The sequence below is a fragment of the Exiguobacterium sp. ZOR0005 genome, assembly GCF_000798975.1.
Lineage (GTDB): Bacteria > Bacillota > Bacilli > Exiguobacteriales > Exiguobacteriaceae > Exiguobacterium > Exiguobacterium aurantiacum.
This window is the reverse complement of the sequence record NZ_JTLB01000013.1, coordinates 146,834-162,017: the sequence shown is the minus strand read 5'-3', so window position 1 is coordinate 162,017 and position 15,184 is coordinate 146,834. Positions and strand designations below refer to the sequence as shown.

Genomic DNA, 15,184 nt, shown 5'->3' with positions numbered 1-15,184 from the left:
TAAAAAACCTGAGCCCGGTGGAATACCGGACCCAGGTTCTCGAAGTCGCCTGACAAATTATTTAGTGTCTAACTTTTTTGATTCAGTTCACGAGGCGGCCTTCAGATTAGCTTAACTTGTAGACGCGTCCTTCGAACGGCTTCAAGTGAAGGAGTGTCGTCTCATCATGCGGATTGAGCGGCATGTTTTGCAAGACGACGTCTTCCGAGCGAAGCGTGATGTCCGTCGCAAAGATGGCTTCTTTCCCCGTCAAGTTCGTCATGACGAGGTATTGCGAGTCACCGAGCGTGCGCGTGTATGCGTAAATCTCCGGATGTTCCGGCAAGACGACGTCATACGTCCCGTACACGAACGTCTCGTCCTGCTTACGGAGACGAATCATCTCTTTATAGAAGTTAAGGATCGAGTCCTCGTCTTCGAGTTGTGCTTCGACGTTGATGTCCGCGTAGTTCGGGTTGATGCCGAACCAAGGCGTGTCCGAGAACGTGAATCCGGCGTTCGGTCCGGCGTTCCATTGCATCGGCGTCCGCGTGTTGTCACGTGACGAGTTCCACGTGATTTCCATCATCTCCTCGTGGCTCTTGCCGTGCTCGAGGCCGATGTAGTAACGGTTGCGCGTCGCGATGTCATCGTATTGGTCGATCGAGTCGAACTTGACGTTCGTCATCCCAATCTCTTGGCCTTGATAGATAAACGGTGTCCCCTGCATGAGGAAATACATCATCGCGATCGACTTCGCGCTCTCTTTCCAATAGCGCTCATCATCCCCCCATGACGACACGGTCCGTGTCTGGTCATGGTTCTCGACGTAGAGGGCGTTCCATCCATCTTCCTCGAGTCCTTTTTGCCATTTCGTGAGGACGTTCTTCAAATGGACGACGTCGAGTTTCGACTCGGCGTCTTCGCGCCAAAGACCCATGTGTTCGAATTGGAACACCATGTTCATCTTGCCGTCTTTCTCTCCGACCCAAAGGTGGGCGTCGTCAGGCGAGACACCGTTCGCTTCGCCGACCGTCATGATGTCGTGCTTGTTGAACGTCTCGTCGCGGAGTTCTTCCAAATAACCGTGAATCCCGTCGACGTTCATGTGCATCTCGAACGATGGCACGAAGTCGAGGCCTTCCGGATTCGGCAAGTCGCCGAACGACGGATGCTTCCGAATGTGGCTGATGGCGTCCACGCGGAAGCCGTCGATGCCTTTATCGAGCCACCAGTTGATCATGTTGTAAATCGTCTGGCGCATCTCCGCGTTTTCCCAGTTCAAGTCCGGCTGTTTCTTCGAGAAGACGTGTAAGAAATACTGCTCTGTCGTCTCATCGAACTCCCACGCTGAGCCGCCAAAGATCGACTCCCAGTTGTTCGGTTTCGAGCCGTCCGGTTTCCCGTCGCGCCAAATGTACCAGTCGCGTTTCGGGTTGTCTTTCGAGCTCTTCGACTCGATGAACCACGGGTGCTCGTCCGACGTATGGTTGACGACGAGGTCTAAGAGCAGCTTCATGCCGCGCGCATGGACTTCTGTCAACAGGCGGTCGAAGTCTTCCATCGTCCCGAACTCGTCCATGATGTCTTGATAGTCGCTGATGTCATAGCCGTTATCGTCGTTCGGCGACTTGTACATCGGGCAAATCCAGATGACGTCGACACCGAGTTCTTTCAAGTAGTCGAGCTTGTCGATGATGCCTTGGATATCGCCAATCCCATCTCCGTTCGCATCGTAAAAGCTGCGCGGATAGATTTGATAAGCGACGGCTTCTTTCCACCAGTTTCGTTTCAGTGTTTTCGTTTGTGTGTGTTGGTCACGTTGTAAAAGTTGCATGTGTCAATGATACTCCCTTATCCCTAAACTCACTGTGCGTCCTATATACTTATATCAGTGCTGTTGGCTTTCTGTATCGATAGCGCAATCGTTTGCACGATGCACTACATGTATCTTAACAAAAAACGTGCATCGACACAAAAGATGTTTTCAACAGCTTACTCACCGTGTACCCTACACGAATTTGAAATGAAATGAAAGCGAGGCGACTTATATGATTCGTTTGGCCACACAGGCCGATCTTGAAGCGGTCGATCAGTTGATTTTAAGGAAAGCACAAGAATTTCAAGCAGTCGGAAAAACACAGTGGCAGAAATATTTAGAACCGAGCCGGACCGAATTTGTTCGTCATGACGTCACGAACGGGACCGTGTACGTATACGAGCAAGACGAGGTGGTCGTCGGGGCGGTCAGTTTAATCCCGCCGACGTCTTGGGATAAGAATTTATGGGACGACGCGGATGCGGCCGTCTACTTGCACCGACTCGTCGTCGATTCGGGCATGAAAGGGAAACGCGTCGGCGAGCAGTTGATGCGCCACGCCCTCGCCGAGACGACCGGTTCGGTTCGGCTTGACTGCGTCGCGACGAACGAGTTTTTGAACGAGTATTATCCTCAATTCGGTTTCGTGTACATCGGGGAGCGGGACGGGTTCTCATTGTTCGCAAAAGAGTGTTGACGTTGACGCGACGTCTAGGTGTACGCTGTTCATAAGGAGGTGAGCGCATGGTTACGATTCAACAACTGGCTACACTGGCCGGCACGACGTCACGGACGCTTCGTCACTACGACGCGATCGGATTGCTCGTGCCGAAACGCGATGTGAACGGTTATCGACAGTATACGAAACAGGACATGGAGCGGCTCCAACTCATTTTGTTTTATCGTTCGCTCGATTTTCCGCTCGAGACGATTCACGAGTTGCTCGAAGCGAAACCGTACGATCGGACGCACGTCCTCGAACGACAAGTGACCGCCTTACGGGAAAAGGCCGCCTATTTCGAGACACTTGCCGACACGGCCGAAGCGACACTCACCTCACTCAAAGGGGGAATTCCAATGGAAGACAAATCGCTGTTCAAAGGCTTATCGTTCGATGAGCTAAAAGCACATGAGGCCGAACATGAGGACGAAGTTCAGACACGCTGGGGCGAGAGCGCGGCTTACAAGACGTCACGCGACCGGGCCGCCAAACGCTCGAAGGAAGAATGGGAAGCGCTCAGCCAACAGCAAGTCGACCTCGTCAAACCGCTCATCGACTTGTTCACGGCCGGTGTCTCGGTCGAAGATGAACGCGTCCAAACGGCGGTGGAGGCGAACCATGCGTTCATCAACGACCACTTCTACGATTGCTCGCTCGACATGTTCAGCGGCCTTGGGCAGATGTACGTAGCAGACGCGCGCTTCACGGCGTTCTATGACAAGTACGCCCCCGGCCTCGCCGTCTACTACAACGACGCGATCCAGCATTATTGCATCACGAACAGCTAAAACGGCCAGAGCGATTCGCTCTGGCCGTTTTAATCGATTCGCCGGTCGTAGACGTCTTCTTCCAACATCGCCTCGATTTGTCGGCGCAGGAGCGGGAGTCCGGTCGACAGTTGTAAGTACGGGTACGTCGCGAAGTTATCGGTCCCGCCAATATATAGGACGGACCGGTCAAGGACGCTCCATCCTCGTTCCGTCCACTGTTCGATTCGGACCTCACAGACGTTTGGTTTAGCTCGGAACGCCCAGTACGCCTCGAGCTGGCCCGCCGCCATCGAAGGACGCACCGTCAACACAGGACAGTCGATTCGCTTGAGCACTTCCGGCTCAATCGGACCAGTCTCATGAAAGATGACGAGTTCCGGCATGAGGCGATCGAGCCACATCTTCGCCCGCGCGTCGTTCAATGACGTCACTTTTAAAAGATGGTGCAGCGGGATCGGTTGATGATTTAAAGGATATCGCCTTTTCAATTCATGGACGCGTTCCCGGCTGAACCAACGCATGAGCGGGGTCGTGTAGCGGACATATAATTGACGTCCCCAACTTTTCAATGAATCAGGCCGTTCTTCGGACGGGCCATCCTCTTGGATGACGTGAGTCACACCGAGGTGACGGATCGCATGATAGACATAAGCTGACATCGGGTTATCTCCGATGCATAACACAATCGGCCGCGTCATGAGGCACCCCCCTCTCGCTTTTTCCGGTGCGATCGAGTTAACTGCATCTCGTCAACCGCTATCTCGAAAGAGCCGAACATCTGTTGAATGTCTTTAAGAGCCGGCCCTTTCCCGTCTTTTTTTGCCACATCTCATAACCCCATGGCGAGAGGACTGGCAGTTCCTCATCCGCCTCTTTCAGCGCTTGTACAATTTCCTCTTCCGTGAACGTCTTACGCGTCGAGAGACCGATCTCTTCGAGCGCCTGTGTCCAGGAACCGAAACGACGGACGACTTTCGTGATGCTCGGACGCTGATGCGCCCTCGCCCACTTGGCGTATGCCGTTGACGTGAGCGGGGCGATGTCTTCACTCGCATCAAGCAACGATTGGATGATTTCACACTTTTGATCTTTCGCCACCATCCCGAGCAGATCCGCTTCGATGAGCGCAACTTTCCATGAACCGAACAAGACGACGACCTCGGTGAGCGACGGAACGTCGCGCTCGGCTGCCCACTTCCGGTAGTCGGCACTCGTGATCGACCCGATTTCTTTCGCCGCACGGCGGAGCGACCGCAACACTTCCGCTTTCGTGAAACGCGGCAATTGATTGTCGAGGCCGGCGAGCCGGAGCACGTTCGCCCAAGAGCCATACGCCTCGAGCAATTCGAGCACGCTGGCTCCCCCGTTCACTTTTTGCCACTGCTGATACATATGGATCGTGAGGCGACCTTCAGCAGCAGCCGTCCTCAATTGATCAATGATCTGTTTTTCTTCCATACCGCCTCCCCCTTCCGACCGCCCGCATCAGCCTACCTCCCGCGCACTGATTTGCGCGAACAAATCGAGTTGCCGTGTCAGTACAATCGATTCATCGAACCGCTCCTCGACGACTTCCCGGCCACGGCGTCCGTATGTGTCGAGCCGCTCGGGATGTGTGATGAACGACTCCATCGCCGCGGTGAGCGCGGACGGATCGGCGACCGGTACAAGATAGCCTGTCTCGTGGTCGATCACTTCCTCGCGGCACCCGCGAATCTTCGTCGCAATGACCGGAAGACCAGACGCCATCGCCTCTAAAATCGAGCGCGGCAATCCTTCACGATAGGACGGCAGCAAGAAGACGTCATGGTTGTTGAATAACGTCGGGGTGTCCGTGACGAAACCGGCATAATGAACGTTCGGGTTGTCGGCGAGATACGCTTCGACGCGTTTCCCCGTCTCTTGATCGCGTTCGTTCGGCAACAGTTCACCGGCAATCGTGAGTGTCGCGCCAGGATGACGCTTCGACAAGTCAGCGAACGCTTCGAGCAAATCCAGGATCCCTTTCTCTTGGACGAGACGGCCGACGAACAAAAACTTCAACTGTTCCGGGTCACGCGGCTTCATGACAGGCTTGAACCGGTTCAAGTCGATGCCGTTGCCGAGGTGGAGCAGACGGTCATCACGTTTGAATTGACGAGTCTTTGCGAGCGAGTAGTCTTCTTCACTTTGAAGAAGCAACCAATCGGTGGCGAGCGCGGCGAGCGACTTCTCGAGCCAAAAGACGAGTTCGTATGCGACGCGGCTCATCCGCTCGTGGAAATAAAAACCGTGCGCCGTATAAAGGATGTGTGGCGTTCTGGCGATGCGGGCGGCGACTCGTCCGAGTGCGGCGGCGACCGGCGTGTGGACGTGGATGGCATCATATTTTTCCTGTCGCAAAAGCGTGACGAGTTCTTGAATCGTCTGCAAGTTTCGTCTCGGATGGAATTTCCGGTCGATCGGCAACGTATGGATGACCCAGCCTTCATCCCGTAACCGATCGGTCCGGTCCCCGTAAGCGCAGGCGACGTCGACTTGATGCCCTTCCGCCTTGAGCGACTCGATGAGCGGTCGCAACAAGACGTCGGCGGTCGCGTCGACCGCGCAAAACTGAAGAATCTTCAAAGGCGCCATAAGTGCACCTCCTCGGGCTTCGTCGAGCGGTCGAGAATCCCTTTTAGATCCATGACGACACCGCGGCCCATCTTCAGTTGCCGGGCGGCGACTTTCCAGCCGGCTTCAACGAACTCATCGTGCGAGACGGCATAAATGACGACCTCGGCCGGTTTCAATTCGTGGTAGGCTTTCACATCAATGCCATATTCATGCTTCACTTCTTCATGGTCGACGAGCGGGTCGTACACTTGTACCTCGAGCCCGAACTCCTCGATCTCGCGGACGAGCGAGGCGACTTTCGAGTTGCGAATGTCACTCACGTTCTCTTTGAACGACATCCCGAGGACGGTGACACGGGAGCCGAGCACCGGCATGTTTTGACGAATCATCGTCTTGATGAGCGACGTGGCGATGAAGCTACCCATCGTCTCGTTGATGCGGCGGCCGGCCAAGATAACTTCCGGATGGTAGCCGAGCATCTCCGATTTCATCGTCAAATAGAACGGGTCGACACCGATGCAGTGTCCGCCGACGAGTCCAGGCCGGAAGTTGAGGAAGTTCCACTTCGTCCCTGCTGCCTCGAGCACTTCGAGCGTATCGATGTCCATCCGCTCGAAGATGATGGCGAGTTCGTTCATGAGCGCGATGTTTAAGTCACGTTGCGTGTTCTCGATGACTTTCGCCGCTTCGGCGACTTTGATTGACGAGGCGCGATGGACACCGGCATCGACGACCGTCTCATAGACGGCGGCGACGATGTCGAGTGTCTCTTCGTCCTCGGCGGCGACGACTTTTTTAATCGTCCGGAACGTGTTCACGCGGTCACCCGGGTTGATCCGCTCCGGAGAGTAACCGACTTTGAAGTCGATGCCGGCCCGAAGCCCGGACTCTTGCTCGAGCAACGGGATGCACTCTTCTTCGGTCAAACCCGGATAGACGGTCGATTCGTACACGACGATCGTGCCTGGACGGAGATGTTTCCCGACGGCACGCGTGGCGCTGCAAATCGGACCGAGGTCCGGCTGGTTCTGTTCATTGATCGGGGTCGGGACCGCGATAATGATGAAATCTGTCGTCTCTAATTGCGTCGCGTCCGTCGTGTAGTCGACCGATGCGGCCTCGAGCGCTTCCCGTTCGACTTCCCGGGTGCTGTCGACGTGCTCGTTCAACTCCCGAATCCGCGCCTCATTGATGTCTAATCCGACGACGTCCCCGACTTCTCCGAGCGCGACCGCGACCGGGAGTCCGACGTATCCGAGTCCGACGACGGCGATATGGCGATTGGCAATGGTTCGTCGTGTTGTCCGTGATTCTGAGATGAGTTTATCCATGTCCATCTGCCTCCAGTTATTATGAAATTTGATCCATCAGCTTTTCGATGACAACGATTTTCCCGTTCGGTCCGCGCGGGATTTGCTTGACCGGGGTGAGGGTGATCTCGACGTCGGCACCGAACAGTTCTTTCAACTCCCGCTCGAGCACCCGCTCGTGAGACGGAAGGAATCGTTCTGAATCTTTGATATAGCGCATCTCGATGTGATGCAAGTCGAACTGCCGGAACTGCGTCTGGATGACCGAGTTCGGTAAGACGCGGACGATTGACGTCAAATCGCCTTCGTATACTTTTGCGCCTTTCGGCGTGACGACGTAGTTCGACTGCCGTCCCTCGATCGATGTGACGTACGTGCCGCCTTGGCCGCACGGGCACGTCCCTTCCCCAAACTTCATCCGGTCTCCGATCCGGTAGCGCACGAGCGGTGTGCCGTGTGTCGTGAAGCTCGTGACGAGGATCTCCCCTTCTTCCCCGTACGGTTCGATAAAGCCGGTCTCATGATGCAAGTGCATGTGGCCGTGGCTGCACTCCGTTAAAATCGGCGCCCCTTCTGATGAGGCGTATTGGTCGAAGACCGGCGCGTTGAACGCCTCCTCGAGCAAGGCACGCCCTGATGCCGTCAACGTCTCGGACGTCGGGAAGATGGCGACCATTTGAAAGTCGAGCTTGATGCCGTGTTCTTTCATGTACGAAGCGATATCAATCATCGCGGACGGGGCGCTGTCGAGCACGGCCGGTTTGAACCGATTGAGCGCTTCGATATAATGCGGAATGTTTGTCGGCGTCAAATGGAACAACGATAAGAGCAATTGGTTCATCGGACGATTGTAACGCCAGAACACCGGAGCCTTTTGATCAGGTTCACAGATGACCCGTCCCGTGAAACTCGCCCGCTTCATCCCTTTCTTAAAACCGTGTTGTTCTTTGAAGTAGTCGAGATGGGCCATACGGATTTGATAATCCTCTTTCGTGAACTTCACTTGGAGCGACGCACCGGTCGTCCCTCCTGTCTGTCCGACAATGTCCGTCTTAATGTTCGAATAGATCGAAGGAGTCGACCGGACCGTCTGTTTATCGAGGATGGGAATCTGTTTCATCTCCTCGAAGGAACGGAGCGGGAGCGTCACGTTCGCTTCTTTGAACAAGCGCGCATAATACTCGTTGTTCGTCTCGCAAAACTGTAAAAACGCGTTGAGCCGGTCGAGTTGGTCTGTCCGAACCGACGTTTCATCGGTCCGTCGGTTACGCAGCGCGACGAGTTCACGTTCATACGCTTTCCCGTAACGCTCTTGCCACAATTTCAATCCGTACAACGACGTCATCCAGTTTTGGAAGCGAATCGGTGCTTTAAAATATACGTCCTGCAACGCGATGATTGTCATAGTCGAGCTCCCCCTTTTGTATAGGTCAGACGTGAAGTCGCTTCACGACCCGAATTTTTCCGTTTGGCTCTTTCTTGATGGCCGGCACGTTTTTGAGGCGGATTCGCATATTCGGTGTGAATAACCGTTCGACTTCTTGTTTGAGAATCGTCTCATGGTCGTCTTTGAATCGTTCTTCGTCTTTGACGTAAAGCATCTCGATTTGATCGACGTCGTGCTGTAACACTTGAACTTGAAGTACCGAGTTCGGTAGGACGGCAACCGTCGCCGTCAAATCCCCTTCGAACACTTTGTAACCTTCCGGCGTCTCGACATAATTCATTTGACGACCGTCGATCGAGGAGATGACGGTGCCGGGATGGCCGCACGGGCACGTCTCATCACTGAGCGTCATCCGGTCTCCGATTCGGTAGCGGACGAGCGGCGTCCCGTGTGTCGTGAAACTCGTGACGAGCACCTCGCCGTTCTCCCCTGGCTCGATGATGCCGGTTTCTGGGTGGAGGTGCATCCGGCCGTGCTTACATTCCGTCACGAGCGGTGCTCCTTCAGATGAGGCGTACTGGTCGTAAACCGGGGCCCCGAACACCTCTTCAAGCAACTGTCGCCCCCACGGTGAGAGCGTCTCGGACGTCGGAAAGATGGCGATCGGTTTGAACGTCAATCGGGTCTCCGTGTCTTTTAAGTACTTGGCGACTTCAATCATCGCGGACGGTGAACCGTCCAAGGCGTCCGGTTGAAACGTATTCAATGAGTCAACGTAGTCCGGGATTGTCCGTTCGTGGAAATGGACGACCGAATACAACATCTGCTTCATCGGGGCGTTGTAACGCCAATAGATCGGGTCTTCCTGGTCCCGGGGGCAAATCATCCGGTCCGTGAAACTCGCTCGTTTCATTCCTTTCATGAACCCGTGCTGTTCTTTGAAATAGTCGAGATGGGCCATACGCGCCTGATAATCCTCGATGGTAAAACGAACTTGAAGTGCCGTGCCGGTCGTACCGCCCGTGCAACCGATGATCGGGGCTTTTATGTCTGAGAAGATATCAGGGTCGGTTCGAAGCGTCTCTTTCTCGAGCACCGGGATTTGTTTCAACTCCTCGATTCTCTTGAGCGGCAACTCGATGTCGTGACGTGTGAACAAGTTGCGATAATAGCGGTTATTCTTCTGACAAAACTGCAGAAAGCGGTTGAGTCGATTCAACTGGGCCGCCCCTGGATCGACAAGCCGTTGCCTTCGCAGCTTTTTTAGCTCTTTGTCGTAATACGGACCGTATCGCTCACGGTACAACTTCAGCCCGTACAGCGAGATGAGCCAGTTTTGGACCGGAAGCGGCGCGTTCGCGTATATCTTGTCTTGTAAAGACGTCATCACTCAATGCCCTCCTTTAACGCGTGGTGATAGGCGAGATACCAATCGATGAACTCGTGTACCCCCCGTTCGATTGGTGTCTGCGGTTGAAAGTCGACCGCCTCATAGAGAGCCGACGCATCGGCGAAACTCTCCGGAACGTCCCCGGGTTGCAAAGGCAGCTCATTTAAAATCGCCTGTTTCCCCAGTTTTTGCTCGATGATGCGAATAAAGTCCATCAATTGGACCGGACTATGATTGCCGACGTTATAGACGCGGAACGGGACGTCGCTACGATCCGGCAGCGGCTCCGTGTAATCAAAGTCTTCATCCGCGAGCGGTTGGATGTCCATCAAGCGGACAATCGACTCGATGACGTCATCGACGTACGTGAAGTCACGCGCCATTTGCCCGTAATTGTAGACGTCGATCGGCTCCCCTTTAATAATGGCTTCGGTGAATTTGTACAGCGCCATGTCTGGCCGTCCCCACGGCCCGTAGACGCTGAAGAAACGAAGTCCCGTCGTCTTCAAATCGAACAGATGGCTGTACGTATGCGCCATCAACTCGTTCGCTTTCTTCGAGGCGGCGTATAGCGAGAGCGGATGATCGACCGGGTGTTGTTCCGAGAATGGCATCTTCTGATTCGAGCCGTACACCGAACTCGACGAGGCGTAGAGCAACTGTTCGACCGGATAATGACGGCACGCCTCGAGGACGTTCAGGAATCCGACGATGTTCGATTGGATATAGGCGTCCGGATTTTCCAGGCTGTAACGAACACCGGCCTGGGCGGCCAAGTTGACGACGATATCAGGACGCCGTTTTTCAAACACACGTGTGACGGCCATCTTGTTCTCGAGCGAGTCACGATACAACTTAAAGTTCGGATGGGTGAGCACGTGCAACCGCGCCTCTTTCAAACTCGGGTCGTAATAGTCATTCACTTCATCGATCCCGACGACCCGATGACCTTCGCGCAGTAATCTGCGGGCCAAATGAAATCCGATGAAACCTGCCACACCCGTGACGAGCACAGTTTTTGTCATAACGTCTTCCTCCTTTGGGTTGGGTCGCTCGATCGAATCCGGACGGGTTCGATTTGCGGGGTGAACATGTTTTCCATCACTTCTTCCGGGATCTCGCTATTGGCGACGAACAAGAGGAAGGACGTGAGCGCGTTCGGTTGATCGAGCAAATGCTCGATCGTCAGTAAAATCGGATCGACCGATTTGAACGGCCGCGTGCAACCGACGAAGATTTTGTCATACACTTGGCTGTCCGTCTGCTCGCTCGTCGCGAGCAGCTCTTCATACAATTTCTCACCCGGTCGAATCCCGCTGTATTCGATGGCGATTTGATCGAGGGTGAATCCGCTCAGCGTGATCATGCGCCGCGCCAAGTCGACGATCTTAACAGGTTGTCCCATATCGAGGACGAACACTTCTCCCCCGCTCGCCCGGACGCTCGCTTGGATGACGAGCCGGCTCGCCTCGGGGATGGTCATGAAGTAACGCGTCATCTCCGGATGGGTCACAGTGACCGGCCCACCGCGCTCGATTTGCTCTTTGAACAGCGGTACGACCGAGCCGCGGCTCCCGAGGACGTTGCCGAAACGCACGACCGAGAACGTCGTGTCACTATGTCGCGCCTGTTGTTGGACGACCATCTCGGCGACCCGTTTCGTCGCCCCCATGACGTTCGTCGGATTGACCGCTTTATCGGTCGAAATCATGACGAAACGCTCGACGTTGAACAAGTCGGCGACCTCGACCATGTTTTTTGTTCCGTACACGTTGTTCTTGACGGCCTCTTTCGGGTTTCCTTCCATGAGCGGGACGTGTTTATGTGCGGCCGCATGGTAGACGATATGAGGTGTATATCGCTCAAACACTTCCATCAACCGGCCCCGGTCTTGGACGTCCCCAATGACCGGACAAATCTCGGTCTCGGTTTGAAGTCCCCGCAGCTCCCGGTCGATCGAATAAATGCTGTTCTCTCCGTGTCCGAACAAGATGAGGCGGCCCGGTTCAAATTTAATCAACTGCCGGCATAACTCGGAACCGATCGACCCACCGGCACCGGAAATGAAAATCGTCGCGCCTTTTAACTTTTGCGAGATTTCGGAGACGTCGAGTTGGACGGGTTCACGTCCGAGTAAGTCCTCGATCGCGACTTCGCGCATCTCATTCATCGACACTTTTCCTGAGGCGAGCTCCGACAGCATCGGCAACGCGTGTGATTCGACCCCGGTCTTCTCAATCCGTTTCAAGAGCTGGATCCGTTTGCTATAAGGAAGCGAAGGAATCGCGAGGACGACGACTTCAATGCCGAGCTCCTCGATTTTCCGTTCGAGCGCATCGATCGGACCGAGGACCGGCGTCCCGTGGATGTAGAGACGCTGTAAGAACGGGTTATCGTCTAAAATCCCGACGACGTTCAACACGTTCGTCCGGTGCTCTTTCAGTTCTTTCGTGATCTTTTGACCAGAGTCCCCGCCGCCGATGATGAGCGTCGCCTTGCCGCTCGGCGGGGCGTGGCGGAACCGGAAGAACGATCGCGTCCGAGCCACGAGCCGAAGGAACAGCATGCCGTTGAACGCGAGCAAACTTTGGACGAACAACGCCTGATACGAAATACTTTTCAATACGACGAACGCTGCGCCGAGCACGAGCAGATCACTCGTCAGCAGGACGAGCGCGAGCAATTGCAGCTCGCGCATCGAACCGTAGCGCCAATCAATCCGATACACGCGCGTCGCCCAACCGAGGCCGAGCAGCGCCGCACTCTTTAGCGCCAAAATCGTCATCAGCTTCGTCGTATCTCCCGAGACCGTCGTGTCATGGGCGAACAACAGCTTGAAGGTGAGGAAGATGGCCGCTGCCGCGATCATGACATCGAGCAACATGAGCATCGTGTTTTTACGGTCCATCGGGTAGTGATTGAATCGAATAGACATTCTGTCACCGCCTTTGCAGATTGCGAAAATGGGTCGTTTTTATGCGTTGATGCTACATTAGTACCCGTTCACGATTCACAATCCGAAAGAAAACTATAGCTTTTTCATAGCAACGAAATTTAGCCATTAAACAGTTTTACGAATGTGTGATGGCTATTTCTTTTCATTTGTGAATATTTCCGTTTTAAATGGGTAATATGGAAAGTACATGGCTTTAAATTAGGTGTAAATTGTAAATAAGGAAGGAGGTTCAATTAAACAGCGTCGTTTTTCCTTACACCGTCCGTTACTTAGCGTACCGTCCATTTTCCATTTCAAGCATGCCGTCCACGGCTCCCTTTCTTGTACGTTGGCAACTTGTATACGTGCCCTTGACCGTTTGGGCTTTCCTTAAAGGACCATCATTGTTCAACCACACCACGACCTTTGAAGCGACTCACGCTTCCGAAAAGGAGAGACATCACGATGAAACGATGGACTGAGCAACAAATCCTCTCATGCCTACAACAAGCAGCGAACGAACTCGAAGAATTTGACACAAAACAATACACTCTCTGGGCCCGCAGCAAAGACGTTCCTTCCCTCTCAACCGTGATATACAAATTTGGGTCATGGCGCGAAGCCGTCCAAGCCGCCGAAATCAAGATGACTTACCGCTACTATTCAGACGAGGACATTTTGACGGCGTTGAACGAAGCCGCTGAGGAACTTGACGTCTTCACGAGCCAGACGTACCGAGAATGGGCGAAAGTCGCCCAAGCCCCGTCGCTCACACTGATCAGCAGCCGCTTCGGCTCTTGGTCGAACGCACTCCGTGAAGCGAAGCTTCAAACGACGACGGCCCGAAACAATGAGGAACGCATCATCCATGCGCTCATCGAGGCCTCGGCCGAACTCGAACGGCTGACGTCGCAACATTACGCCGTCTGGGCCCAAGAGAAAGGCTATCCGACCGTGGCGACGATCGCCCGGAAATATGGCTCATGGAGCTATGCCTTGTTCGTCTTGGACATCGCCCCGCCGAAACGGAAATGGGACGAAGAAGACGTCATCGCGGCGCTTCGGCTAGCAAAACATGAGCTGAACCATTTCAGCATCCTCCATTACCGAAAATGGGCGGAAGGTCGCAATGTGCCGAGCACGTCGACGATCAACGCCTTGTTCGGCAGTTGGACGGCTGCTTTGAAATGCCTCGAAGAACAAAAAGTGATGCAATAAGAAAAGGCCGTCTCGGAGCCGAGACGGCCTTTTGTCATGTGACGATTGTGATGAAAAGTGGGATCCCGACGAGCAAGTTGAACGGGAACGTGACGGCGAGGGCGAGCGTCAAATAAAATGACGGCTCGGCTTCCGGCACCGATGCTTGGAGCATGGCCGGTGCGGCGATGTATGACCCGCTTGCCGCAAGCGTCATGAGAAGGATCGTTCCCCCATCGGACAGCCCCGCGAACATGGCGGCCGCGTATCCGATCGCCGCCCCGATGAGCGGGAACGTCATCCCTATGACTAAAAACTTCATCCCATAAGATGGGACCGTCTTCAATTGATGACCGACCTTGACACCGAGGCTCAGTAAAAACAAGAGCAACACGCCGGGGAACAAGTCGACGAAAAATGGTGTCAGCGCCGACGTGTCCGGTGTGACGATCCCGACGACGAGACCAGCGATCAAAAGTAAGATGCTCTTTGAGAGCAAGCTGTCCCGAATGACGGTGAACGACTGGCTCGGGGCGGCCGTGATGCCGAGCACTCTTGTTTGGTTGTACAGCAAGAGCGCGACGACAAGTCCCGGGATCTCAAGCACGACGACGAGCGTCGTCATGAACGGCTCATAACCGATGCCGAGCCGCTCGAGTTGAGCCGCGGCCGCGACGTATGTCACGAGCGAGACCGATCCGAACGTCGCCGCCATGGCGATCCGTTCATGAAAGCCGAAGCGAAATAGTCCGCCGAGAAAGAATGCGACGAGCGGCAACACCATCCCGAGCACGAGCGTCACCGCGAGCGGGAGCGCCAAGTCATCGAACGACACCGAGGCGAGCCCCATCCCGCCTTTTAGGCCGATGGCGAGCAGTAAGTATAAGTTGAGCGTGATGCCGAGCGACTCCGGGATCTTCAAGTTCGATTTCCCGAGGGCGGCCACGACACCGGTCACAAACATGAGCACCGGGGCGCTCGTCAATAAAAACGTTAATAATTCCATGTTTCTCCTCCTAGGCGACAAAAAGCGCACACCTAAAAAAAGGTGTGCGCTGCATGCCGACGGCTCGAACAC

At 54.6% G+C, this 15,184-nt stretch carries 13 protein-coding genes; 3 read left to right on the top strand and 10 right to left on the bottom strand.

The window, feature by feature from the left end; translation table 11 throughout:
• Positions 1–106: 106 nt before the first annotated feature.
• Positions 107–1,816 carry an alpha-glucosidase gene (locus L971_RS06160; protein ID WP_081977056.1) on the bottom strand — a complete coding sequence of 570 codons (1,710 nt, stop codon included), beginning with the start codon at positions 1,814–1,816 and terminating at the stop codon, positions 107–109.
• A 214-nt stretch (positions 1,817–2,030) separates the two neighbouring features.
• Between L971_RS06160 and L971_RS06155 the strand changes: the two genes are divergently transcribed.
• On the top strand, positions 2,031–2,495 hold the full coding sequence (locus L971_RS06155) for a GNAT family N-acetyltransferase (RefSeq protein ID WP_047374984.1): 465 nt from the start codon (positions 2,031–2,033) through the stop codon (positions 2,493–2,495).
• Positions 2,496–2,542: 47 nt separating this feature from the next.
• Positions 2,543–3,307, top strand: a complete 765-nt coding sequence (locus L971_RS06150; RefSeq protein ID WP_047374982.1) for a MerR family transcriptional regulator — start codon at positions 2,543–2,545, stop codon at positions 3,305–3,307.
• A 29-nt stretch (positions 3,308–3,336) separates the two neighbouring features.
• Here L971_RS06150 and L971_RS06145 read toward each other — a convergent pair whose 3' ends face one another.
• The 8 genes from L971_RS06145 to L971_RS06110 are packed head-to-tail and all read right to left on the bottom strand — an operon-like array spanning position 3,337 to position 12,909.
• Positions 3,337–3,987, bottom strand: coding sequence for a hypothetical protein (locus tag L971_RS06145; protein ID WP_024371115.1), 651 nt, complete (start codon positions 3,985–3,987; stop codon positions 3,337–3,339).
• Positions 3,988–4,045: 58 nt separating this feature from the next.
• On the bottom strand, positions 4,046–4,747 hold the full coding sequence (locus L971_RS06140; protein ID WP_052200303.1) for a hypothetical protein: 702 nt from the start codon (positions 4,745–4,747) through the stop codon (positions 4,046–4,048).
• A 27-nt stretch (positions 4,748–4,774) separates the two neighbouring features.
• On the bottom strand, positions 4,775–5,905 hold the full coding sequence (locus L971_RS06135; RefSeq protein WP_047374981.1) for a glycosyltransferase family 4 protein: 1,131 nt from the start codon (positions 5,903–5,905) through the stop codon (positions 4,775–4,777).
• The gene (locus tag L971_RS06130; protein ID WP_115336673.1) at positions 5,893–7,224 is read right to left on the bottom strand and encodes a nucleotide sugar dehydrogenase; all 1,332 of its coding nucleotides are present in this window, start codon (positions 7,222–7,224) and stop codon (positions 5,893–5,895) included. The genes L971_RS06135 and L971_RS06130 overlap by 13 nt, the downstream gene beginning before the upstream one ends.
• A 13-nt stretch (positions 7,225–7,237) precedes the next feature.
• Positions 7,238–8,602, bottom strand: a complete 1,365-nt coding sequence (locus tag L971_RS06125) for a phenylacetate--CoA ligase family protein (RefSeq protein WP_029334223.1) — start codon at positions 8,600–8,602, stop codon at positions 7,238–7,240.
• A gap of 25 nt (positions 8,603–8,627) precedes the next feature.
• On the bottom strand, positions 8,628–9,971 hold the full coding sequence (locus L971_RS06120) for a phenylacetate--CoA ligase family protein (protein WP_024371119.1): 1,344 nt from the start codon (positions 9,969–9,971) through the stop codon (positions 8,628–8,630).
• On the bottom strand, positions 9,971–10,999 hold the full coding sequence (locus L971_RS06115; RefSeq protein WP_024371120.1) for an NAD-dependent epimerase: 1,029 nt from the start codon (positions 10,997–10,999) through the stop codon (positions 9,971–9,973). The genes L971_RS06120 and L971_RS06115 overlap by 1 nt, the downstream gene beginning before the upstream one ends.
• A complete protein-coding gene (locus tag L971_RS06110) occupies positions 10,996–12,909 on the bottom strand; it encodes a nucleoside-diphosphate sugar epimerase/dehydratase (RefSeq protein WP_024371121.1) in 1,914 nt (637 codons plus the stop codon). Before L971_RS06110 ends, L971_RS06115 begins: the two co-directional genes overlap by 4 nt.
• A 465-nt stretch (positions 12,910–13,374) precedes the next feature.
• Here L971_RS06110 and L971_RS06105 point away from each other — a divergent pair, with 465 nt between their 5' ends.
• Positions 13,375–14,127 carry a homing endonuclease associated repeat-containing protein gene (locus L971_RS06105; protein WP_024371122.1) on the top strand — a complete coding sequence of 251 codons (753 nt, stop codon included), beginning with the start codon at positions 13,375–13,377 and terminating at the stop codon, positions 14,125–14,127.
• 34 nt (positions 14,128–14,161) lie between these two features.
• On the opposite strand, the gene L971_RS06100 is transcribed toward L971_RS06105, so the two are convergent.
• The gene (locus L971_RS06100) at positions 14,162–15,112 is read right to left on the bottom strand and encodes a sodium-dependent bicarbonate transport family permease (RefSeq protein ID WP_047374977.1); all 951 of its coding nucleotides are present in this window, start codon (positions 15,110–15,112) and stop codon (positions 14,162–14,164) included.
• Positions 15,113–15,184 lie beyond the last annotated feature (72 nt).